This is a genomic window from Pseudarthrobacter sp. RHLT3-21 (assembly GCF_059383495.1).
The window spans coordinates 35,906-59,460 of record NZ_JBWZCI010000013.1; the positions used below are offsets into that span (position 1 = coordinate 35,906).

A 23,555-nucleotide genomic window follows, 5' to 3' on the forward strand; every position below is an offset into this window, starting at 1 on the left:
GCACCGTGACGGGCCACTCTTTTATTGGTGGTCCCTGCGCAGATGCGCGAGAATGGTTGATTGTGACTACGCATCCTGATTTCAGCTCACCCCGGATCGCAATCCTCGGAGGTGGCCCCGGCGGATACGAAGCCGCCATGGTCGCTGCCTCGCTGGGGGCGCAGGTCACCATCATTGAACGCGCGGGCATGGGCGGCTCCGCGGTGCTGACCGATGTTGTGCCTTCCAAAACCCTGATCGCGACGGCGGACCTGATGACCCGCGTCGGTGAGGCGGGCGAGCTGGGAGTGAAGTTCGACGTCGACGGCGGCGACTTTGTGCCCGTGATGCGCGCCGATCTCAAGCACATCAACGACCGCCTGCTGGGCCTGGCCCGCCAGCAGTCCCAGGACATCAGCACCGGTCTGGAACACCAGAACATCCGCATCCTGCTGGGTTCGGGCAAGCTCCTGGACAACCACACCATCGAAGTCCTGACCGCGGACGGCACGGAAATCATGGAAGCCGACACCATTCTGCTGGCCGTCGGCGCGCACCCCCGCGAGCTGCCTACAGCGCGGCCGGACGGGGAACGCATCCTGAACTGGGCGCAGATCTACAACCTCGACGAGCTACCCGAGGAACTGATTGTGGTGGGGTCCGGCGTGACCGGTGCCGAGTTCGCCTCCGGCTACAACGGCCTGGGATCCAAAGTCACCCTGATCTCCAGCCGTGACCGGGTGCTGCCCGGTTCGGACACCGACGCCGCGGAGGTGCTGGAGGAAGTCTTCGAGCGCCGCGGCGTGCGGGTCCTGTCCCGCGCACGCGCTGAAACCGTCGAGCGGACCGACGGCGGCGTGGTGGTCACCCTGGGTGACGGTTCGAAAGTCACCGGCAGCCACTGCCTGGTCTGCGTGGGCTCCATCCCCAACACCGCCGGCATCGGCCTTGAAGAAGCCGGCGTGGCCCTCACCGAGAGCGGCCATGTAAAGGTCGACGGCGTCTCCCGCACCACCGCGCCGAACATCTACGCCGCCGGCGACTGCACCGGCGTCCTGGCGTTGGCCTCGGTGGCCGCAATGCAGGGCCGGATCGCGATCGCCCACTTCCTGGGCGACAGCGTTATGCCACTCAAGCTTCACCAGGTCGCGTCCAACATCTTCACCTCACCGGAGATCGCGAACGTGGGTGTCTCCGAGGCCGAGATCCAGTCCGGCAAGTACCAGGGCGATATCGTCAAGCTGTCGCTCAAGAGCAACGCCCGCGCCAAAATGCGCAATCACAAGGACGGCTTCGTCAAGATCTTCGCGCGTAAGGGCTCCGGCACCGTGATTGGCGGTGTTGTGGTGGGGCCGAACGCGTCCGAGCTGATCTTCGCCATTTCCCTTGCGGTCACCCAGAAGCTGCACGTCGACGACGTAGCCAGCACCTTCACCGTGTACCCGTCACTGAGTGGGTCCATCTCAGAAGCGGCGCGGCGCCTGCACGTCCGCATGTAGGCCGCGTCCCCGGGCACTGGTCGCCCTTGGCGGATCGGGGTAGCGTGGCGGCATGACTTCAGCCCTTGAACGGCCGCGCAATGGAAAAATTATCGGTGGCGTGTGTGCAGCGCTGTCAGCCCGTTTCGGGATTCCGAAGTTCATCGTCAGGGTGGCGTTTGTCATCTTTGGCCTGGTGGGGATCGGCGAGCTCGTCTACATCGCGCTGTGGATCATGATCCCCAAGGCTTCGGCTTAACGGGTTCCGACGGGCTCAACCACCGGTTAGTTCAGGCGGCGGGAGCCGCCTGGAAGTGTTTTTCGATGAGCCCCTTGATGTCCTGGTGGCAGCCGCCGCAGCCGGTGCCGGCGCGGGTTGCCTTCGACACTTCGGCCACCGTGGAGCAGCCATCCGCCACGGCACCCTGGATCTTGGTGCCGCTGACACCAGCACAGCGGCACACGGTTCCTTCCGGATCGGCGGGGCCGGACGCGGCCAGCTGGTCCGGACCGTCCAGCCGCAGCAGCAGGGACCTGTCGGCCGGCAGTTCCGCGCCGCGTTCGAACAGTCCCACGAGCTCGGCTGCGGTCCGCGGCATACCCACGGCCACCAGGCCTTCCAGCACCCCGCCGCGGGTGGTCATCTTCACGTAGCGGCCGTGTTCCGGATCTGCCCACTGGGCGATCTGCAGCCGCGGCCGGCCGTTCACGGCGCCCGCGGTGAGCGCCTCCTCATCCCACGGCTCGGCACCGTTGTCGCCGGCCACGGCCATGTTCATGCCACGGGCCTTGAGCACAATCACGCCGGCCTGTTCCTGGGGCAGCTCCTGCAGCGCATCCGCCCCCTCCTGTGTGCCGGTGGCCAGCAGCGTCAGGTATTCGGCCAGCCACTCGGCCTGCCGCCACCCGGGACCCACCAGACCGAACGGGCCCTTCGCCTTGCGGCATTCACCGCAGGCGGAGTCCGGGCAGCGGACCTCGGCGCAGTCGCCGATCGCGAAGATGTGCGGCTCGTGGTGGGCACGCAGCCGGTGGTCCACCAGGATGCCAGCACCAACCGACAGACCGCAGCCCTCGGCGAGCTCGGTCCGGGGACGGACACCGCAGGAGAGGACCAGTAGGTCGCCGTCGATCGCCGAACCGTCATTGAGCAGCAGCGCCGAGAACCCGCCGTCGGGCGCGTTGTGCTCCACCCCGGTGGACCGGGCGTTGCCGGCCATGCGGACGCCGCACCGGCGCAGGCTGGCCGCGAGGACCGCTCCGCCGCCGCGGTCGATGTTGCGTCCCAGCGGGTGCGGCCCGTTGTGCACCACCGTGACCGTGGCGCCTTCCTCGGCAGCGGCGAGGGCTGTTTCGAGTCCAAGGACACCGCCGCCGAGCACCACTACGCGCTTGCCGCCGTCGACTGCCTGCTTGAGCACGGCAGCGTCGCGGAGGTCCCGGAGCGCGGTCACACCGACGGGAAGGACGGGGGAGGCGGGGTCCGGGTTGATGCCGGTCAGGTTGGGGATGACGGGCCGGGAACCGGTGGCGAAGACCAGCCGCTCATAGTGGGCGGTGGTGCCGTCGGTGAGGATCACCTGCTGGCGGGCGCGGTCCACGCGGCGGACCCGCACGCCAAGCCGGACGTCCACACCGTCCGCGGCCAGGGCGGCCGCATCGGAGAGGGCAAGGGCGTTGGCAGTGGTGCGTCCAACGCCCAGATCGGCCACAAGCACACGGTTGTACGCGGCCTCGGCCTCTTCGCCCACCACGGTCAGGCTGACATGGCCGTCGCGGACCGCGGGCAGCAGTTCATCGATCAGGCGGGCAGCCACCGGACCGAAACCAACAACGACAATCTGCTCACTCATGAGGCCTCCGATGTCTGAAGAACACTGTTCTGAAGTCCTTTTGCGACCGCCCGGACCCACACCTTGTTGAACTTGAATTCGGGCATCCCGGAAATGGGATCCGTTGCCGCCTCGGTGAGGCGGTTGGCGCTTTCAAGTTCCGGAAAATGGAACGGCAGGAAGACCGTCTCGGGACGGATAGCCGTGCTGAGTTCTGCCCTGCAGACCACCTCGCCGCGTTCATTGGCCACCGAGACAAAGGCACCGTCGGTGATACCCATGGCGGCCGCGGCCGCGGGGTGGATCTGCATTTTCGCCTCGGGCTGGGTGGCCAGCAGCTCGGACACCCGCCGGGTCTGCGCCCCGGACTGGTAGTGCTCCAGGAGGCGGCCCGTGATGAGGGTCATTGTTTTCGCGGCCGGGACTGTGGGGTCCCCAACGGGGGGCGCGGCCGGCGTACGACGACGGCGGGGCGTCACCGGGGTCATGACCGCCTTGCCGCCGGCGTGGGCAAACGTATCAAGGAAGAGCCGGGGCGTGCCGGTGCTCCCCGCAGGGTAGGGCCAGTAGGCGGCTTCGCCGCGGTCCAGCATGGCGTAATCAATGCCGGAGTAGTCGGCGTGCCCGCCGGCCGAGGCCAGGCGCAGTTCCTCAAAGACCGTTTCCGGATCTTCGCTGTATGTGGACGGGGCTTCGAGCGCTTCGGCGAGCCGGGCCATGATCCACAGTTCGCTCCGTGCGCCCGCGGGCGGCTGCAGGGCCCGGCGGCGGCGGAGGACGCGTCCCTCCAGGTTGGTGAGCGTGCCCTCCTCCTCGGCCCACTGCAGGACCGGGAGGATGAGGTCGGCTTCGGCGGCCGTCTCAGACATAAAGAAGTCGCAGACCACCAGGAAGTCCAGGCTGCGGAGCCCGGCGATGACGGCGTTTGCGTCGGGGGAGGCCACCGCGATGTTGGAGGCGTGCACAAAGAGGCACCGGACACCGTCGGGCTGTCCCAGGGACTTCAGCAACTGGACGGCGGGCAGTCCCGGCCCGGGAATGGTTTCCTCCGGGACGCCCCAGACGCCGGCCATGTGGGCTCGCGCGGCGGGGTCGGTGATCTTGCGGTAGCCGGGGAGTTGATCGGCCTTCTGGCCGTGCTCGCGGCCGCCCTGGCCGTTGCCCTGGCCGGTGAGGGTGCCGTAGCCGCTGCGGCGTGAGCCGGGCAGGCCCAGCAGGAGGCTGAGGTTGATCGCGGCGGTGGCCGTGTCCGTGCCGTCCACGTGCTGTTCCACGCCGCGGCCGGTGAGGATGTAACTGCCGCCCTTGCCCGCGCCGTCGGCGAGCCTGCGGGCGGTTTCCCGGATGAGCTCCGCCGGGACACCGGTGAGGGACTGGACGCGCTCGGGCCAAAACGAGTTGACACTGCGGACCACGGCCTCATAGCCGGTGGTGCGCGCCGCGATGAAGTCCTTGTCTGCCAGGCCCTCGTGGATGATCACGTGCGAGAGGCCCAGCAGGAGGGTGAGGTCCGTGCCCGGCAGGGGCTGGAGGTGAAGGCCGCCGCCGTCGGCCGTGAAGTTTGCCGTGGCTGAACGGCGGGGATCCACCACGATCAGCCCCCCGGCATCGCGGGCGCCCTGGAGGTGCTGCACAAACGGCGGCATGGTTTCGGCCACGTTGGAGCCGAGCATCATGATGGTGCTGGCGGAGTCCAGGTCTGTCAGCGGGAACGGGAGGCCGCGGTCCAGGCCGAAGGCACGCATCCCGGCGGCCGCGGCGGAGGACATGCAGAAACGGCCGTTGTAGTCGATGCGTGAGGTGCCCAGGGCCAGGCGGGCGAACTTGCCCAGCATGTAGGCCTTTTCGTTGGTCAGGCCACCGCCACCGAAAACCCCGACGGCGTCCTTACCGTCGCGGGCCTGCGTGTCCTTCACAGCGGTGGTGACCAGCGCCAGGGCCTGGTCCCAGCCGATGGGGCGATGGACGCCGTCGGCCCCCTTGAGCAGTGGTTCGGTGACCCGTCCGGGGTGGTTGAGGAGCGTGGCTGAGGTCCAGCCCTTGCGGCACAGGCCGCCGCGGTTGGTGGGGAAGTCGCGGCCGCTCACTTCGAGGAGGGGGGCTTTCAGGGTGGCTTCCGCAGCGGCCAGCGCCGCGGATCCAGCCGGCACGGGGACTGACCCCGGCTCGGAAGCCGGGGTCAGTTCCGCTGGTGACGTGAGCGTCATGGCGCACTGCAGGGCGCAGTAAGGGCAGTGCGTGTCGGCGCTTTTGGTCATGTTAGACGTGTCCCATCGCGTTTCGGTTGGCGTTGCGGATGTAGCAGAACCAGCAGACGGCCAGCATCACGACATAGGCTCCGACGAAACCGTAGAAGGCCGGGGTGTACGAGCCGCTGGCCGTGTTGGAGGCGTTCAGCACCTGCGGGATCACGAAGCCGCCATAGGCGCCGATGGCCGAGATGAGTCCGAGCGCCGAGGACGCGAGCCGCTGGGTCTGCACCGTGCTGGCACCGGACTTCGCTGCCCGGCTGGAGGTGGCGAAGATGATGGGGATCATCCGGTAAGTGGCGCCGTTGCCGAAGCCGCTGGCGGTGAAGAGCATCAGGAACAGGACCAGGAAGAGCCAGAAGTTCTTCAGCGGCAGCGTCCAGATCATGGTCAGGGTGATGACGGCCATGGCGGCAAACGCTGCGACAGTCATCCGGGCCCCGCCCATGCGGTCAGCCATGCGTCCGCCGTAGGGGCGGGCGAGTGAACCGACCAGCGGGCCGAGGAAGGCCAGCGAGAGTGCCACGGTGCCGACTCCGATGGAGGAGAACGCCGGGAAGTAGTCCTTGATGAGCTTGGGGAACACGCCGGCGAAGCCGATGAACGAACCGAAGGTGCCGATGTACAGCAGCGCCATGATCCACAGGTGCGGTTCCTTCAGTGCTGCGACCGAGCCGGCCACGTCACCCTTGGCGCTGGTGAGGTTGTCCATGTACTTCCAGGCACCGAAGGCGGCGATCAGGATGAAGGGGATCCACATCCAGCCTGCCATCGGCAGGTTGACGCTGCCGACGGCGAGCAGGGTGATCGCAATCGGGACGGCGAGCTGTGCGACGGCAGCACCCATGTTGCCGCCGGCGGCGTTCAGGCCGAGGGCCCAGCCCTTCTCCCGTGCCGGGTAGAAGAATGTGATGTTGGCCATGGAGCTGGCGAAGTTGCCGCCGCCGAAGCCTGCAAGCGCTGCCACGAACAGCATGACACCGAACGGGGTTTCCGGATTGGAGACGCAGAGTCCCAGGCCGACGGCGGGAATCAGGAGGAGGAGCGCGGACACGATGGTCCAGTTCCGGCCGCCGAAGCGGGGAACCATAAAGGTGTAAGGGATCCGGAGCGTGGCGCCTACCAGGCTGGGCATCGAGATCAGCCAGAAGATTTCCGAGGTGGTGAACGTGAAGCCGGCTGCCGGGAGCTGGACCACCACGATGGACCAGAGCTGCCAGACCACAAAGCCGAGGAACTCGGCGAAGATGGACCAGTTCAGGTTGCGGCGGGCGATGGCCCGGCCGGCGGACTCCCACTGCTCCTTGTTCTCGGCGTTCCAGTTGGCGATCCAGCGGCCGGGACGGAATTCAAGGGCAGGCGCGTCGGTTGTGCCTGTGGAGGGTTGCGCGCTGGCGGATGAGGTCACGCCTCCGTGCAGCGGGTCGGTGTCTATATCTACGGAATTGCCGGTGCCGGCATTTGCGCTGCGGTCAACAGTCACGGTGGACCTCCTCATGGGGGATGTTGTTCTTCCACGGTAGAGAAGGCGCGTTTCACGGACGGTCGCGGTTTGTTAACGCGCTGTGACATTTGCCTATCGGCAGCCGGCCGGCGGCGTGAGGAGAGTTAACGGACCGAAGAATGAGACATGTGCCACAGGTCCACATAGCGGACCTTTTGTCCATTGACTGGACGGCCGGAACTAATATTGAACTCTAACTACTGCACGCCGGACCTTACCGGGCCGGCCGGTTCTCAGGAAAGTGTTCATATGTCATCTACCCAAACCACCGCGGAGCCTGGATCCCCCAAGGCGGTGAACTCGCGCGGCCGCGTGATTGTGGCCAGCCTGATCGGCACCACCGTTGAGTTCTACGATTTCTACGTCTACGCGACCGCCGCCGTGCTGGTCTTCCCGTCGCTGTTCTTCCCCAACCAGAACGAGACCACCCAGCTGCTCAGCAGTTTCGCTGTGTTCGGTGTGGCCTTCGTTGCCCGCCCGCTGGGATCCATCGTCTTTGGCCACTTCGGCGACAAGTTCGGCCGCAAGGGCACCCTGGTGGCCTCGCTGCTGACCATGGGCATTGCCACCTTCCTCATCGGCTGCCTGCCCACGGCACTTGTCCCGGGCTGGCAATTCTGGGCCCCGGCACTGCTGGTGGTCATGCGCTTCTTCCAGGGCCTGGCCCTTGGCGGCGAATGGAGCGGCGCGGCCCTGCTGGCCACGGAGAACGCTCCGGCCAACAAGCGCGCCATCTACGGCACGTTCCCGCAGCTGGGTGCGCCCATCGGCTTCATCATCGCCAACGTGATCTTCCTGGTGGCCAGCTACGCGCTGACGCCTGCCGACTTCCTGGCCTGGGGCTGGCGCGTGCCGTTCCTGCTCAGCGCCGTGATGGTGATCATCGGCCTGTACGTCCGCCTCAAGCTGATCGAAACTCCGGCCTTCACCAAGGTGCTCGAATCCAATGAAGTGGCCAAGCTGCCCCTGGCCCGGGTCTTCAAGACCAGCTGGCGTCAGCTCATCCTGGGCACGTTCATCATGCTCGCCACGTACGTGCTCTTCTACCTGATGACCACGTTCACGCTGACCTACGGCACCCGCGCCTCCAACCTCGACGCCGCCAAGGCAGCCGCCGAGAAGGCCGGCAAGCCGATGTCCGAGGCCGCCGCTGCGGCGTTTGTTCCCGGCCTTGGCTTCACCCGCAACGACTTCCTCTGGATGCTGATTGCCGGCGTCGTCTTCTTCGGCATCTTCACCCTGGTTTCCGGACCGCTGGCGGAGAAATACGGCCGCCGCAAGATGCTGTTGACCGTCACCGGTGGCATCTTCGTCTTCGGCCTGCTGTTCGTTCCGCTGTTCAGTGGCGGCTTTGTGGGCACCATGGCCCTGCTGGTCATCGGTTTCTCGCTGATGGGGCTCACGTTCGGTCCTATGGGTGCGCTGCTGCCGGAACTGTTCCCCACCAACGTGCGTTACACCGGCTCCGCCATCAGCTACAACGTGTCCAGCATCCTGGGCGCTGCGGTGGCTCCGTTCATCGCCGTCTGGCTCTGGGAAATGGCGAAGGGCAGCCCGGTCTTGGTGGGTGTCTACCTCACTTTGATGTCGGTGCTGACGCTGTTCGCCCTGTTCGTGAGCAAGGAAACCCGCGACCTGGACTACGAGAACAACGTAGCCTGACGCTCCGTCGTCGTTCGTTCCAGCCCAGTTGCTGACAGAACTGCCCGGTGTGTTCCCCGCTATTCCGGGGAGCGCGCCGGGCATTGCTGTGTCCGGGCGGTACCACCTGGGGAGGAACGCACGACGGCGGCGCTCGCCACCCGTCCGCAGGCTCAGCTGGCGTAGCGGTCCACGAAGTTCTTCAGGATCTTCATAGGCTCGGTGGCCGTGTACCGCCGCGCATCCGCCATGAGTTCCTCGGCGGACTCGGGCGGGAAGTACCCGGCGTGGCGGTAGATGTCGATCCTGGTGACCAGGCCCTCCGCGTCAAGCTCCGGATGGAACTGCGTGGCGTACAGGTTCTGCTTGATCCGGAACATGTGGACGGGGCACGCCCGGGAGGATGCCAGCAGCACGGCGTGGGAAGGCAATTTAGTGCAGGCCTCCTTGTGTCCGGTGAAGGCGGTGAAGCGGCGCGGCATCCCGCGCAGGAGCGGATCTGCGAGCCCTGCCTGCGTTAGCTCGATTTCCACCCCGCCCAACTGTTCGCCGAAGGTCCTGTCAATCACGGCGCCCTGGTGCCTGCCGAGGGTACCCACGCCGTAGCAGGCGCCAAGGAAGGGAAAGTCCTGGGCCACGATCCGGTCCAGCAGCGCGGCTAGCTCACGCTCCACACGGTGCTGGACTTCGCTCTTCTCCTCTGCCGGGTCGCTGGAGGTGAAGGGACTGCCGCCCACAATCACGCCTGAGTATTCGGCCAGGTCCAATTGCGGCAGGGGAGCGGCCTCAATCCGGACGCGGCGGAGCTGGCCCGGCGCCAGCTCGCCATACCTTAGGTACGCGGCATACTCGTCCTCGGCGGCGGCGTCTTCGGCCCGGGAGGCCAGGAGCAGGAAAGGCTTCACACGCTAAGTGTGCCTTTGGCCCCAGCTCAGCGCCAGAGCACCGTCCGGCGCCAGAGCACCCCCAGCGCCAGAGCACTGTCCGGCGTCAGCGTGCAACTCATGCCGGAACAAAGCCCCGGCACCTGAGTGAAGTCAGTGGCCGGCAGGCTGCGCGAAGGATCGCCGGGACTGCGGCTGCGCGGCCGGGTCTGCGTGGCGGTGGACCAGCTTCCAGTAGCCTTCTTCGCGCCGGAAGATGCTGGTCACGCGGAGCGCGAATTCCTCCGGCTCTGCGGCGCTCTCCAGGCGGGCCCGGAAGTGTTCCGTTTCCACCAGGTAGGCCGTGTCGCGTGCCGTGTAGGACGTGATGGTGTCGAACCCGAGCATCTCGCCGTCCTGGAACTGCCGGGACGCCTGGTCCAGCCGGGCCTCCACCTGGGCCCAGCCACGTGCGATGCCGCCGAACGGGTTGGCCAGCGTGACGTCGTCGAGCCTGGAATACAGGTCCTTGACGGCACCGGGATTCCCGCGGGTGATTTCCGGAACCGCCAGGTGGTAGCGGTGTACTTCTTCTTCAAAACTGGGTGCGAGCATGGGGTGCCTCCGGCAGGGTCTAGTCTTCGATCGTGGCGATGACGGCGCCGGCCGAAACCGTCTCACCGGCAGCTGCGGTGAGTCCGGTGATGGTTCCGGAACGGTGCGCGGTCAGGGGCTGTTCCATCTTCATTGCTTCGAGAACCACCACCAGGTCACCCTCGGCCACAACGTCGCCGTTGGCCACGGCAACCTTGACGATGGTGCCCTGCATGGGGGAGGTCAGTGCGTCGCCGGCGGCGGCCGCAGCCGCACCGCCCGAACGGACGCGTTTTTTGGACTTGCCGGGCTTGGCCCCGGAACCGGCGGCGGAACCCGCCCCGATCGAACCCAGGGAGGCGGGCAGGACAACTTCGAGGCGCTTGCCTCCTACTTCAACCACCACCCGCTGGCGTTCACCGGCGTCGCCGCCGGCTTCAGCGGTTCCGTCCGGCGTCCAGGCGGGAATGTTGTTGACGAATTCGGTTTCAATCCAGCGGGTGTGGATGCTGAATGGACCTTCCACGGGCGCAAAAGCGGGGTCCGAAACAACGGCGAGGTCGAAGGGGATAACGGTGGGGATGCCTTCCACCACCATTTCCTCCAGGGCCCGCCGCGAACGCTGCAGGGCCTGGGCGCGGGTGGCTCCGGTGACGATCAGCTTGGAGAGCATCGAGTCGAAGTTGCCGCTGATGACATCGCCCTGCTCCACGCCGGAATCAATCCGGATGCCGGGGCCGGTGGGGTTCTTCAAGGTGGTGATGGTGCCGGGGGCAGGCATGAAGTTGCGGCCCGGATCTTCGCCGGTGATGCGGAATTCGAAGGAGTGGCCGCGGACCTCGGGGTCGCCGTAGCCAAGTTCCTCGCCGCGCGCCAGCCGGAACTGTTCGCGGACCAGGTCGATGCCCGTGACCTCTTCGGAGACGCAGTGCTCCACCTGCAGGCGGGTGTTGACCTCAAGGAAGGAGATTGTGCCGTCCTGGCCCACCAGGAACTCGCAGGTTCCGGCGCCCTGGTATCCGGCTTCCTTCAGGATCGCCTTGGAGGATTCGTACAGGCGGCGGTTCTGCTCGTCGGTGAGGAACGGGGCCGGTGCTTCTTCAACGAGCTTCTGGTTGCGGCGCTGCAGGGAGCAGTCACGCGTGGAGATGACAACGACGTTGCCGTGGGCGTCCGCGAGGCACTGCGTTTCGACGTGGCGCGGGGCGTCCAGGAAGCGTTCGATGAAGCACTCGCCGCGGCCGAAGGCCGCGACGGCCTCACGTACGGCAGACTCGAAGAGCTCCGGGATTTCTTCGCGGGTGCGGGCCACCTTGATGCCGCGGCCGCCGCCGCCGAAGGCTGCCTTGATGGCCACGGGCAGGCCGAACTTGTCCACGAACTCGAGGATTTCCTCGGCCGACTCCACAGGATCGGCGGTGCCGGGAACCTGGGGCGCGCCGACCTTTTCGGCGATGTGCCGGGCCTGCACCTTGTCGCCGAGGGCGGAGATGGCCTCGGGGGAGGGGCCGATCCAGGTGATGCCGGCGTCGATGACCTTGGCAGCGAACTCGGCGTTTTCGGCGAGGAAGCCGTAACCGGGATGGATGCCGTCGGCACCGGACTGGCGGGCAACGTCGATGATCTTGTCCATCACCAGGTAGGACTCCGCAGCGGTGTTGCCACCCAGGGAGTAAGCCTCGTCGGCAAGCCTGACATGGAGCGCGTCGCGGTCCGGATCGGCGTAGACAGCCACTGAGGCAATGCCTTCGTCGCGTACCGCGCGGATGATGCGCACTGCGATTTCGCCTCGGTTTGCGATCAGCACCTTGGTGAGGTTCGACTGCACGGGACTAGCGGACTGCTCCAAATTTGCTGACAAGGCGTCTCCTTCTTTCCTTCAGGGAGCCTAGCGCGATTTTGTGGGTTCCGCCGATATTGCTTGCGGTTTCCGCGTGTAAACGGGCGCAGCTTTGTAGGGAACCTACAACTGGCCGGAAAATCGCCGCAATTATTCGGCGGACCACAAGTCCGTGATGCGTACGTTGGCGTGCCCCAGGAGACTGCGCAGCGTGGAGACGGACAGCCCAACGACGGCGTGCGGGTCCCCGTCCACCTTCCGGATGAAGGCGCCGCCCAGGCCGTCGATGGTGAAGGAGCCGGCGCAGTGAAGCGGTTCGCCCGTGGCGATGTACGCGTCGATCTCTTCCGGATCCATATCCGTGAAATGGACCTCGGCGGAGGCGACCGCCCCGAGCGTGGCGCCGGATCCCGCCGCCGTGACGCCGTCGTCGGGCGCTGCGTCGGTGCCTACCTCAGCCGGCTCGTCATCGGCTGCCGTCGCGCGGCAGTCCACCAGCCAGTGCCCGGTGTGCAGGACCCCGCTGTTGCCGCTCATCCGCAGCATCCGTTCGCGGGCGACGGCGGCCGTGTACGGTTTGCCGTGCGCCTCGCCGTCGAACTCGAAGACGGAGTCGCAGCCGATGACCAGCGCGCCCTCTGCTTCCGGCAACGCGGCCACCGCCTCGGCCTTGGCGCGTGCCAGCAGCAGCGCGGTATCGTGCGGATCCGTGACGCCGTAGCGGGCCTGGACCGCGTCCTCGTCCACGTCGGAGACGAGAACGGAGTGCCGGATGCCGGCGTCGGCCAGGAGCTTGGTGCGGGCGGGGGACTGGGAGGCGAGGATCAGGCGGGTCACGGTTTCAGCCTAGTGGACTGGCTCGCTCAGCTTCTGCGGCTCGTTTTCGCGTCGTTCCAGCCGCGCGCCCTCCACGTCCACATCCGGGAGGATCCCGTCCAGCCATTTGGGCAGCCACCAGGTCTTTTCGCCGAGGAGGTACATCACGGCGGGCACGATGGTCATGCGGACCACAAACGCGTCCAGCAGCACACCGAACGCCATGGCAAAGCCCAGCGGCCGGACCATGGTCAGATGGCTGAAGATGAAGCCGGCGAACACACTGACCATGATGATCGCGGCGGCGGTCACCACGGCACCGGCATGGCTGAAGCCGATGCGTACGGCCTTCTTGGCCGGGGCGCCATGCATATAGGACTCGCGCATGCCCGACGCGATGAACACCTGGTAGTCCATCGCCAGGCCGAACAGCACACCGATCAGGATGATCGGCAGGAAGCTCAGCACCGCGCCGGGATTGGCGACGTCGAACACGCCGCCCAGCCAGCCCCACTGGTAGACGGCCACCACCAGGCCGAACGCGGCGGCCAGGGACAGCAGGAAACCGCCGGTTGCCAGGAGGGGAACCACAATGGAGCGGAACACCAGCAGCAGCAGGATGAGGGAAAGCCCGACGACGATCGCCAGGTACGGGGGCAGGGCGTCGCCGAGTTTGGTGGAGACGTCGATGTTGCCGGCGGTCTGCCCGGTTAGCCCGATGGTCACCCCGGTTTCGGCCTGGATCTGCGCGCCGCGTTCGCGGAGTTCGCTCACCACCTGCACCGTGCCGGCCTTGGCGGGCCCTTCTTCCGGGATGACCTGGAATACGGCGGTGCGGCGGTCTTCGCTCAGTGCCACCGGCACTGTTGCCACCACGTTGTCCACGCCCCGGATCAGGTCCGCGACGTCATACTGCAGTTTCTGGGCCTGGGTTTCGTCCAGGCCGGCCGGGAATTCGCCCACCACCACAATGGGGCCGGTCACGCCTTCGCCGAAGCTCCGTGCGGTGACGTCATAGGCCTGGTAGGCCTCGGAGTCCACCGGTTCGGAGCCGCCGTCGGGCAGTGCGAGCTGGAGCTGTGCGGCAGGCAGGGCCAGCGTCCCAAGCAGGAGTACGCCGGCGACGAGCGCCACGACGGGGTGGCGGGTGACCAGGCCGCCCCAGCCCCGGGTGCTCTTTTCCTCATCCCTGGCTTGGTCGGCAACCTCGTGGCCGGCCTCGGCGTTGTGGGCATCGGCCTTGGCCCAGGCCCGCCGGGAAATGATGCGGCGGCCGATCAGGGACAGCAAGGCGGGGGTCAGGGTGAGCGCCACCAGGACGGCCACCGCGACGGTGCCGGCCGCGGCCAGGCCCATCACGCTCAGGAACGGCAGCCCGGGCACCACCAGGGCGGCGAGGGCAATAATGACCGTCAGGCCGGCAAAAAGCACCGCGTTGCCCGAGGTTCCCGTGGCGCGCGCCACGGATTCCTCGGGGTCCATGCCCGCCAGCAGCTGGGTCCGGTGCCGGTTGACGATGAACAGGGAGTAGTCGATGCCCACGGCGAGACCCAGCATCAGTGCGAGAATGGGGGAGATGGAGCTCATCTCGAAGGCGCCGGACAGGGCGAACGCGATGCCCACCCCGACGCCAACGCCGATGACGGCCATCAGCAGCGGCAGGCCCGCGGCGATGAGCGTGCCGAGCATCAGGATCAGGACCAGGGCCGCCACCCCGATGCCGATGATTTCGGCGGTGCCGAAGAGTTCTGAAATGTCTTCGGTGATTTCCTTGCTGGCCAGTGCCGTCACACCCGCGGACGAGGTTTCATGTGCAATGTCCTGGACGTCCTGGCGCACCGCGGTGGTCAGGGCATTGATGGAGGTGTTGAACTGCACCTGTGCCACGGCTGCCTGGCCGTCCGCCGAGACGAAGCGGATCCCGGCGGAAGCTTCCGCCTGCCGCTTGCCCAGGTCCAGCTTGGCCTTGGCGGCCTGCAGTTCCTGGGTGCCGGCGTCGAACTGCGCCTGACCCTGTGCCAGGGCAGCCTTTTGTGCTCCGAGCTGGGCTTCGATCATGGCTGCGGTTGCGCCGCTGGCAGCGAGCTGCTGCTCCGCGGCCTTCAGCTGCGCGGCGCCGGCGTCGATCTCGGCGCGTGAGGCATCCAGGCGGGCCTGGCCCGCGGCAAGCTGCTGCTCGCCGTCGGCGATGGCCTGCCCTGCCTGGTCCAGCTGGGCCTGCGTGGCGAACGGATCCACCGTGGCCTTGACGTCCGGCAGGTCACCGAGCTTTGTCAGGGCAGCCGTGACGGCGGCGCGGCTCCCGTCCGTAAAGCCGCCTTCCGGGGCTTCAAAGACGATGGTCGCAGAGCCGCCCGACGCTGCCGGCAGTTCCTGCTTCAGCTTGTCCGCGATCCGCTGGGTCTCAGTGCCCGGAATCTGGAAATTGTTGGACAGCGTGCCATGGAAGGCGGCGGCGGAGCCGCCCACGGCCACCAGCGCCGCGAGCCAGAGCGAAATGACCAGCCAGCGGTGGCGGTAGGAGAACTTGCCGAGGCGGTAGAGCAGCAGGGCCATGTCAGAGCCGTTCTTTGAGGAGGTGGGTAGTGGCAGTTGTTGGAGTCGCGGAGTGGCTGGCTGCTGGAAGAGGGCTGCCGAAGCCGGAGCCGAGGTGGCCTATGGCGTCAATAAGCAGTTGCCGCAGGACAGCGAGCGATGCGGGGGAGAGATCGGCGCCGCATTGGGCGAACCACACGTCCATGGCCGCCTTCCCGCAGGAGATGACGGAACCGGCGAGGGAGCGCAGGTACAGTTCGTCGACGACGGCGCCCGGGGTTCCGGCGAACCGTTCCCGGGCGGCGCTGATGATCTCTTCGGTGCAGTGGTCCCACGCCTCGAGTTCGGACCGGGACAGGACGGCGTTGTCCTGGGTGAGGGTGAAGAGTTCGGCCAGGGGTGCCACCGTCATGGGGTCGGCCAGCTGCATCAGGGCCGCGCGCGCGGATTCGAGGATGGGTTCGTCGGCGGGCCGCTGCCGGAACTGCTGAAGGGCGTTGTCCAGAAACCCGTGCGTCATGGAGGCCAGCGCAGCCTCGGTGCTTCTGAAGTAGTTGAAGAAGGTGCGGCGCGAGATCCCGGCTGATTCGGCAATGTCCTCCACCGTGAAATTCCCGGGTCCCTGGGCGCGCAGCAGGGTCAAAGCGGCATCGGTGATGGCCTGGCGCGTGGCGGCTTTGTTCAGCTCACGGCGCGAGAGAAGTTCGGGCATGAAATTACACTACGTGCAAGTTTGCACACCGCGCAAGTTGATTCACAGGAAGATGAAAGGTTCCCGACAGCTGAGCCTGAGGCTGCCGCCGGAGACTGAAAGAGTCCCGTCTGGGGCATCTTGACCAGCCGTCACCGGACGGCAGATCCAGGAGACAAGAATGGTACGCACAAAGAGAATTGCCCTTGGCCTCACGGCCACCGCGCTGGCCCTTGGCGCCGGGATCGGCGTCGCCGGCATGGCGTCCGCAACCACGACGCCCACGCCCACCCCCAGCGCCAGCTCAAGCCCCTCCGCCGACGGCAGCACCAGCACCGCCCCCGGCGACGGCAAGGGCATGCGAGGCGGTCACGGCCACGGCGGCTTCCGCGGCGTTGACGCAGCGGAACTGGCCACCAAGCTGGGCGTGGATGAGGCCAAAGTGACGGAGGCCCTGAAGGCCTACCGTGACGCCAACAAGCCCACTACTCCGCCGGCCGACGGAACAGCGGCTGAAGGAACCCGGCCGGACCCTGCCGCGAAGCAGGCTGAACTCGCGAAGTCCCTCGCGGCGACGCTCGGCATCGACGAGGCCAAGGTCACGGCGGCGTTTGAAGAGCTGCGCACTGCCGAACAGGCAGAGCGCGCTGCGGCTCTGAAGACCCGCCTGGACCAGGCCGTCACGGACGGCAAGCTGACCCAGGCCGAGGCGGACGCCGTGACCAAGGCTGTCCAGAACGGAGTTATTGGAGGTGGCGGGCGCTAGCGAAAGGCTGGGCTGAGCGAAACACAGCACAGAACAGGAGAAGTCCCCGGAATCACTTCCCGGGGACTTCTCCTATTTGCTGTTCGAGCTGTGCGTCAGGCCTTCGCGTCGGCCAGTTCGCGTCCGGCTTCCGGCGAGTCAGTACCTCCCGCGATGGCGGAGGGATCCGCAGCGGAGGAGTCGGCGTCGGCGTCGTCGTCCACAAACGGAGTGCCGTTGCGGGGTGCGTTGTAGAGCGTCTCGTCGAGCATGCCCTGGCGCTTGGCCACGATGGTGGGCACAAGGGCCTGGCCGGCGACGTTAACCGCGGTGCGGCCCATGTCCAGGATGGGGTCCACGGCGAGCAGGAGCCCGACGCCGGCCAGGGGCAGTCCCAGCGTGGAGAGCGTCAGGGTGAGCATCACCACGGCGCCGGTAGTACCGGCCGTTGCGGCGGAACCAAGGACCGAGACGAGGGCGATGAGCAGGTAGTGGCTGGCGTCCAGCTGGACGCCGAAGAACTGGGCCACAAAGATGGCTGAGATCGCGGGGTAGATCGCGGCGCAGCCGTCCATCTTGGTGGTGGCGCCCAGGGGCACGGCGAAGGAAGCGTAGGCGCGGGGAACACCCAGGCTGCGCTCCGTGACGCGCTGGGTCAGTGGCAGGGTTCCGATCGAGGAGCGGGACACAAACGCTAGCTGCACGGCAGGCCAGACGCCGGAGAAGTACTGCTTCACGGACAGGCCGTGCGAACGGATCAATGTCGGGTAAACAACAAACAGCACCAGGGCCAGGCCCACGTATATGGCGAAGGTGAACTTGCCGAGCGCGCCGATGGTGTCCCAGCCGTAGACGGCAGCGGCGTTGCCGATCAGGCCAACTGTGCCCAGCGGGGCGATACGGATGATCCACCATAGGACCTTCTGGATGACGGCCAGCGCCGAAGCGTTGAGGTTCAGGAACGGCTCGGCAGCCTTGCCCACCTTGAGGGCGGCGACGCCGACGGCGATGGCAACCACCAGGATCTGGAGCACATTGAAGCTGAGGGATGTGCTGACCGTGGTGGCCGCGGTGGCGCTTTCAGTCACAGTGGAGCTGGCGCCCAGGCCCAGGAAGTTCTTGGGGAACAGCCCGATCAGGAAGGACCACCAGTCACCGGACTTGCCGACGTACTTGGCCTCCTGGGTGATGCCGGTGTTGGCGCCGGGCTGCAGGAGCACGCCGAGGCCGATGCCGATCATCACGGCGATCAGGGAAGTGATGGCGAACCAGAGCAGGGTGTTCCAGGCCAGCTTGGCGGCGTTGGAGACCTGGCGCAGGTTCGAGATCGAGCTCACCACGGCGGTGAAGATCAGCGGAACTACCGCGGTCTGCAACAGCGAAACGTAGCTGGAGCCGATGGTCTGCAGCGTGGCGCCGAGGCCGTTGGGGGCCTCCTTGGTGCTGCCCGTGTACTTGGCCAGCAGGCCGAGTCCCAGGCCCACGATGAGGGCGGCGATGATCTGGAAACCGAACGAGCCAGCCCACTTGGGCAGCTGGAAGCCGGTCTTTCCTGCGGATTCGGGGGTGCGGGTTTGAGTGCTCACCAGAACACGCTAGGCCCGGGTTCCTTATCACGGCGAACAGATGTTGAGAAATGTTACGCCGCTGCCCGGGTACTCAAGGCGCATAATCCCCGCAAATCCGGCGGCACACCAGGAAATTGTGAAGTTATTCCCAGCGCTGATGTGGCAAACGTCTCGCGTTCGATGAGGTCGTGATGACGCGAGATGGCAGTTCGCGGCAATGTCTTGCGAAAACACTGCCGCGAATTGCACACTCGCCAAGAGAAACGGGAGGGCAAGCACTCAGGGGGCCGGAGGGGACGCATCCGGCAGCGTGCGTCAGAGCGACGAAGTGGGCCCACGCCGGCAGGGTTCCCTGGCCGAGCTTGCGAGGCTAGGGAACCGGTGGGGCGCAGCACGCCGAGGATGTGGGCCCTCCGGGCCCCGGACCTGGCTAATCCAGCAGTGCCCGCCGGAGGGTATCGAGGCCCACCGATCCGATGTTCAGCGCTCGCGTATGGAAGGCCTTGAGGTCAAAACCCGGCCGGGTTTCGAGGTCGGCCCGGATCTGTTCCCAGAGGCGCTGTCCCACTTTGTAGGACGGGGCCTGGCCGGGCCAGCCGAGGTAGCGGGTGAACTCGAATTTGAGCTGGCCTTCGCTGATGGGCAGGTTCTCCTTAAGGAAGTCGTAGCCCGCCTCCGGGGTCCATGTTCCGGTGCCCCAGCGTTCGGGGATTTCAAGTTCCAGGTGGACGCCGATGTCGAACACCACGCGGGCCGCCCGCATCCGCTGCATATCCAGCATTCCCATGTGGTCGCCGGGATCCGCCAGGTAGCCGAGTTCCTGCATAAGCTTTTCCGCGTACAGTGCCCAGCCCTCGCCGTGGCCCGACGTCCAGCAGATGTTGCGCCGCCACTTGTTGAGCAGCTCCCGCCGGTACGTGGCGGTGGCCACCTGCAGGTGGTGGCCGGGGACGCCTTCGTGGAAGACGGTGGTGGTTTCGGCCCACGTGGTGAAGGTGTCTTCGCCGGCGGGAACTGACCACCACATCCTGCCCGGGCGAGTGAAATCATCAGAGGGGCCTGTGTAGTAAATGCCACCCTCGTCGGTCGGTGCGATCAGGCATTCGAGCTTCTTCATCACGTCCGGGATCTCGAAGTGCACCCCGGCAAGCTCGGCAACTGCCTTGTCCGAGAGTTCCTGCATCCACGCTTTGAGGGCCGCCGTGCCCTTGAGTTGGCGGACCGGGTCATTGTTGAGGATGTCCTTGGCTTCCGCGATGCTGGCCCCTGCCTTGATGCCGGACGCGACTTTTTCCTGCTCGGCGATGAGCGTGTCCAGTTCCTGGACTGCCCACGCGTAGGTCTCTTCGAGGTCGACGGCGGCGCCCAGGAAGGAGCGTGAGGCCAGTGCGTAGCGTTCCCGGCCGACGGCGTCCTGCTGCGGGGCGGCAGGCAGCAGGTCCGTGCGGAGGAACTCCGCGAACTCCCGGTAGGCACCGCGCGCTGCGGCAGCACCGGCGTCGAGCCTTTCCTGCGTTTCGCCCGGCAGGGGACCGTTGGCAGTCCGGGCCCCAGCGGCGAGCTTGGCGAAGAAACCGTCATCGGCGGCATATTTGGTGCTCTGCTCGATGACGATGGATACCTGGCGTTCGGCCGCGACTTTGCCCGCGTCCCGGGCCTGGCGCAGGGATTGGATGTAGCCGCGGAGAGCGCCGGGGACGTTCAAGGCGCGGCCGGAGATGTGCTCCCAGTGCTCAGCGGTTTCGGTGGGCATCAGGTCGAAAATGGCCCGGATGTCCTGTGCGGGGGAGGCGATGTTGTTCAGCTCCGCCTCGTCCCAGCCCAATTCGTGGATTTCCAGCTGGAGGCCCAGCCGTTCCCGCATGGCGTCCAGGGTGACGGCATCAACGTCGTCCCGGGGCGTCAGGCCCTCCAGCGCAGCAAGGGCTTTCCGGGCTTCCGTTGCAAAGCCGGCGATGCCGGCGGGGGAGTAATCCGGGTACTCGGATTCGTGCCCCGGCAGGCCCAGCGTGGTGGCGAGCGACGGGTTCAGGCGGATGAGTGTGTCGGTATAGTCATCCGCCACGGCATCGATGGCGGAGTGCGGACGGGCGGCAGGGGCAGCTTCGATAGTCACCCCACGAGCCTAACCCCGGCTCCGCCTCCAGGCGCCGGGTCCCGGCGTCGGGGCGAGCCGCAGCTGCTGGCGGCGCACCCAGTCACGGGCGGTGGGCTTCCCTGCGGCCGTGGCGTCCGCGCTGCCCAGGGAAAGCACGACGGCGGTCAGTGCCGCGAGCTCCTCGGCCGACGGTTGCCCTTTGACCACAGAGAGTACGGGTTGCGTGTTGTCAACCACTGGCTTGTCTGGGGCCACGACCGCAGGCCCTGGCTGTGGGGCCACGCCGGCGAGGGGCCCGCCCTGAGCTTGCGAAGGTTGGGAGCCGGTGGGGACTTGCGAGGTTAGGGGGCGGTTGGGGATCACAGGGGGATGTTCCCGTGCTTCTTGGTGGGCAGGCTCGCCCGCTTGTCGCGGAGGGCGCGGAGGCCCTTGATGATCTGGCCCCGGGTATCGGACGGTGCGATGACCGCGTCCACGTAGCCCAGCTGGGCAGCCTGGTAGGGGTTCAGCAGCTCTTCTTCATACTGCTGGATGACCTCGGCCCGCCGGGCCTCAACGTCCCCGCCGGCCTCGGCAACTGCGGCCAGGTCGCGGCGGTAGAGGATATTGACGGCGCCCTGGGCGCCCATCACGCCGATCTGCGCTGTGGGCCACGCCAGGTTCAGGTCCGCGCCGAGCTTCTTGGAGCCCATCACGATGTACGCTCCGCCGTAGGCCTTGCGGGTGATCACCGTCAGCTTGGGGACGGTGGCTTCGGCGTAGGCGTACAGCAGCTTGGCGCCGCGGCGGATGATGCCCTGGAACTCCTGGTCCTTGCCGGGCAGGAAGCCAGGAACATCCACCAGGGTGATGATGGGGACGTTGAAGGCGTCGCAGTTCCGGACGAAGCGGGCGGCCTTTTCCGAGGCTGCAATGTCCAGCGTGCCGGCGAACTGCAGCGGCTGGTTGGCCACGATCCCCACGGTGTGTCCCTCAACCCGGCCGTAGCCGATCATGACGTTGGGGGCATAGAGGGACTGCATCTCCAGGAAATGTGCGTCGTCAACGATCTGCTCGATGACGGTGCGCATGTCGTACGGCTGGTTGGCAGAGTCCGGGACGAGCGTGTCCAGGGCGAGGTCGTCGTCGTTGATCTCCAGCTCCTGCTGGTGCTCCAGCACCGGAGCCTCGGCGAGGTTGTTGGACGGCAGGAAGTCCAGCAGTTCGCGGACAAACTCGATGGCATCTGCTTCGTCGGAGGCCAGATAGGTGGACGTGCCCGTGTTGGCATTGTGCTGGCGGGCGCCGCCGAGGGTTTCCATGTCCACGTCTTCGCCCGTGACGGTCTTGATGACGTCCGGTCCCGTGATGAACATGTGCGAGGTTTTGTCCACCATCACCACGTAGTCCGTGAGGGCGGGGGAGTACGCCGCGCCGCCGGCGGACGGTCCCATGATGAGCGAAATCTGCGGGACAACGCCGGACGCGTGGACGTTATTGCGGAAGATGTCGGCAAACATGGCCAGTGAGGCCACACCTTCCTGGATGCGGGCACCACCGCCGTCGAGGATGCCCACCACCGGGCAGCCGTTGCGCAAAGCGAATTCCTGGACCTTGACGATCTTCTCGCCGTTGACCTGGCTCAACGATCCGCCGTAGACGGAAAAGTCCTGGCTGTAGACGGCAACGGGACGCCCGTCCACGGTTCCGTAGCCAGAGACCAGCCCGTCGCCGAGCGGCTTCTTCTGCTCCATGCCGAAGGCGGTGGAGCGGTGCACAGCAAGCGCGTCAAGCTCCACAAACGAGCCCTCGTCCAGCAGGAGGTCCACGCGCTCGCGGGCGGTGTTCTTGCCGCGGGCGTGCTGCTTTTCAATGGCTTCGGGGCCGGAGGGTTCCTCTGCACGGGCCTGGCGGTCGCGGAAATCGGCGATCTTTCCCGCTGTCGTTGTCAGATCGTGGCTCATCAAGTGTCTCCGGCTCTGTAGCAGATTGGTGCTGTAACAATGTGGTGCTGCGTGCTGTGGTGGCTGGTCGGTCAGGTGCGGGATTTAAGTAGATTCCACACAAAAGACGAACCCTGCTGGCTAGTCTAATGACGCATCTGCGTGGGACGACTGTAGAAAACCTACAATTTTCCGCACTTTCCAGCGGCCAGCGGTATGTTACTCGCAAGTAACATACCTCGGCTACAGTGGAGCCATGACTTCCAGCAACGATGCAAGGTCCACTGCCGCAACGCCGTACCGGGCCACCGGGTCCCTTCGGGGCCGCACCATTCTGATGTCCGGCGGCAGCCGCGGGATCGGGTTGGCCATTGCCACCCGGGCCGCGCAGGACGGTGCCAATATTGTCCTGATGGCCAAGACCGGCCAGCCCCATGCCAAGCTGGCAGGCACTGTCTTCAGCGCCGCCGAGCAGGTAGAGGCTGCCGGGGGCCAGGCCCTGGCCATCGTGGGTGATGTGCGCAGTGACGACGACGTCGCAGGAGCCGTGGCGGCCGCCGTCGAACGTTTCGGCGGGATCGACATTGTGCTCAACAACGCGTCCGCGATCGATCTCTCCACCACCGACGACGTGGACATGAAACGTTACGACCTGATGCAGGACATCAACGTCCGCGGGACGTTCCTGCTGTCCAAGCTGTCGCTGCCGGCCCTGCGCAAATCTGCCCACGCACACATCCTGACGCTGTCACCGCCCCTGAATCTGGACCCCTACTGGGCAGGCAAGCACCTGGCATACACCATGGCCAAATACGGGATGAGCCTCACAACGCTGGGCCTTGCCGAAGAACTCAAGGCCGACGGCGTCAACGTCAACTCTCTCTGGCCGTGCACCCTCATCGATACCGCGGCCATCCGGAACATGCCCGGCGGCAAGGAAATCGTCCAGGCTGCCCGCGGACCGCAGATCATGGCAGACGCAGCCCACGCCGTCCTGACCGGCAGCAACCTGACCGGCGGCAACCTGACCGGCGCGCACGGGGGCAGCGCGGGTGCGCCCAGTGGCAACTTTTACACGGACGAACAGGTGCTCCGCGCGGCGGGTGTCACCGACTTCCGTCCGTACAGCCTCGGGGCAGCGGAGGATCGGCTGGTTCCGGACATATTCCTCTGAGCCGCGGTTCCAGTCATGAGGCTGCG

Annotated in this window: 18 protein-coding genes; 5 read left to right on the forward strand and 13 right to left on the reverse strand. The window is 66.5% G+C overall.

The genetic code is table 11. The features are described from left to right. Positions 1–62: 62 nt before the first annotated feature. Complete coding sequence (locus tag AC50YA_RS14550) at positions 63–1,478, forward strand: NAD(P)H-quinone dehydrogenase (RefSeq protein ID WP_494982973.1); 1,416 nt, start codon at positions 63–65, stop codon at positions 1,476–1,478. 52 nt (positions 1,479–1,530) lie between these two features. Continuing rightward, entirely contained in the window at positions 1,531–1,716 is a 186-nt protein-coding gene (locus AC50YA_RS14555) for a PspC domain-containing protein (RefSeq protein ID WP_494982974.1), read from the forward strand. Positions 1,717–1,747: 31 nt separating this feature from the next. Here AC50YA_RS14555 and AC50YA_RS14560 read toward each other — a convergent pair whose 3' ends face one another. The 3 genes from AC50YA_RS14560 to AC50YA_RS14570 are packed head-to-tail and all read right to left on the reverse strand — an operon-like array spanning position 1,748 to position 7,021. Beyond that, positions 1,748–3,310 carry an FAD-dependent oxidoreductase gene (locus tag AC50YA_RS14560; RefSeq protein WP_494982975.1) on the reverse strand — a complete coding sequence of 521 codons (1,563 nt, stop codon included), beginning with the start codon at positions 3,308–3,310 and terminating at the stop codon, positions 1,748–1,750. After that, complete coding sequence (locus AC50YA_RS14565; RefSeq protein ID WP_494982976.1) at positions 3,307–5,547, reverse strand: molybdopterin oxidoreductase family protein; 2,241 nt, start codon at positions 5,545–5,547, stop codon at positions 3,307–3,309. The genes AC50YA_RS14560 and AC50YA_RS14565 overlap by 4 nt, the downstream gene beginning before the upstream one ends. A gap of 1 nt (position 5,548) precedes the next feature. Further along, on the reverse strand, positions 5,549–7,021 hold the full coding sequence (locus AC50YA_RS14570; protein WP_494982977.1) for an MFS transporter: 1,473 nt from the start codon (positions 7,019–7,021) through the stop codon (positions 5,549–5,551). Between the two features lie 270 nt (positions 7,022–7,291). Here AC50YA_RS14570 and AC50YA_RS14575 point away from each other — a divergent pair, with 270 nt between their 5' ends. After that, complete coding sequence (locus AC50YA_RS14575; protein WP_494982978.1) at positions 7,292–8,704, forward strand: MFS transporter; 1,413 nt, start codon at positions 7,292–7,294, stop codon at positions 8,702–8,704. A 152-nt stretch (positions 8,705–8,856) separates the two neighbouring features. Here AC50YA_RS14575 and AC50YA_RS14580 read toward each other — a convergent pair whose 3' ends face one another. The 6 genes from AC50YA_RS14580 to AC50YA_RS14605 all read right to left on the reverse strand — a co-directional run bounded on the left by AC50YA_RS14580 (position 8,857) and on the right by AC50YA_RS14605 (position 16,043). Beyond that, a complete protein-coding gene (locus AC50YA_RS14580; RefSeq protein ID WP_494982979.1) occupies positions 8,857–9,588 on the reverse strand; it encodes a glutamine amidotransferase in 732 nt (243 codons plus the stop codon). A gap of 132 nt (positions 9,589–9,720) precedes the next feature. After that, entirely contained in the window at positions 9,721–10,161 is a 441-nt protein-coding gene (locus tag AC50YA_RS14585) for a YybH family protein (RefSeq protein ID WP_494982980.1), read from the reverse strand. Between the two features lie 19 nt (positions 10,162–10,180). Then, entirely contained in the window at positions 10,181–12,001 is a 1,821-nt protein-coding gene (locus AC50YA_RS14590; RefSeq protein WP_494982981.1) for an acetyl/propionyl/methylcrotonyl-CoA carboxylase subunit alpha, read from the reverse strand. Positions 12,002–12,130: 129 nt separating this feature from the next. Beyond that, positions 12,131–12,817: a Maf family protein gene (locus AC50YA_RS14595; RefSeq protein WP_494982982.1), complete on the reverse strand. Its 687-nt coding sequence runs from the start codon at positions 12,815–12,817 to the stop codon at positions 12,131–12,133. A 9-nt stretch (positions 12,818–12,826) separates the two neighbouring features. Further along, positions 12,827–15,352 carry an MMPL family transporter gene (locus AC50YA_RS14600; RefSeq protein ID WP_494982983.1) on the reverse strand — a complete coding sequence of 842 codons (2,526 nt, stop codon included), beginning with the start codon at positions 15,350–15,352 and terminating at the stop codon, positions 12,827–12,829. Position 15,353: 1 nt separating this feature from the next. Then, complete coding sequence (locus AC50YA_RS14605) at positions 15,354–16,043, reverse strand: TetR/AcrR family transcriptional regulator (RefSeq protein ID WP_494982984.1); 690 nt, start codon at positions 16,041–16,043, stop codon at positions 15,354–15,356. 160 nt (positions 16,044–16,203) lie between these two features. On the opposite strand from AC50YA_RS14605, the gene AC50YA_RS14610 reads away from it, so the two are divergent. Next, a complete protein-coding gene (locus AC50YA_RS14610) occupies positions 16,204–16,788 on the forward strand; it encodes a hypothetical protein (RefSeq protein ID WP_494982985.1) in 585 nt (194 codons plus the stop codon). A 95-nt stretch (positions 16,789–16,883) separates the two neighbouring features. Here AC50YA_RS14610 and AC50YA_RS14615 read toward each other — a convergent pair whose 3' ends face one another. The 4 genes from AC50YA_RS14615 to AC50YA_RS14630 all read right to left on the reverse strand — a co-directional run bounded on the left by AC50YA_RS14615 (position 16,884) and on the right by AC50YA_RS14630 (position 22,376). Beyond that, positions 16,884–18,353 (reverse strand): dicarboxylate/amino acid:cation symporter, encoded by a 1,470-nt coding sequence (locus AC50YA_RS14615; protein ID WP_494982986.1) that lies wholly within the window; start codon positions 18,351–18,353, stop codon positions 16,884–16,886. Positions 18,354–18,765: 412 nt separating this feature from the next. Next, on the reverse strand, positions 18,766–20,451 hold the full coding sequence (locus AC50YA_RS14620) for a DUF885 domain-containing protein (RefSeq protein WP_494982987.1): 1,686 nt from the start codon (positions 20,449–20,451) through the stop codon (positions 18,766–18,768). A gap of 9 nt (positions 20,452–20,460) precedes the next feature. Continuing rightward, entirely contained in the window at positions 20,461–20,670 is a 210-nt protein-coding gene (locus tag AC50YA_RS14625) for an acyl-CoA carboxylase subunit epsilon (RefSeq protein WP_494982988.1), read from the reverse strand. A 122-nt stretch (positions 20,671–20,792) separates the two neighbouring features. Next, entirely contained in the window at positions 20,793–22,376 is a 1,584-nt protein-coding gene (locus AC50YA_RS14630) for an acyl-CoA carboxylase subunit beta (protein WP_494982989.1), read from the reverse strand. Positions 22,377–22,611: 235 nt separating this feature from the next. Here AC50YA_RS14630 and AC50YA_RS14635 point away from each other — a divergent pair, with 235 nt between their 5' ends. Then, complete coding sequence (locus AC50YA_RS14635; protein ID WP_494982990.1) at positions 22,612–23,529, forward strand: SDR family oxidoreductase; 918 nt, start codon at positions 22,612–22,614, stop codon at positions 23,527–23,529. Positions 23,530–23,555 lie beyond the last annotated feature (26 nt).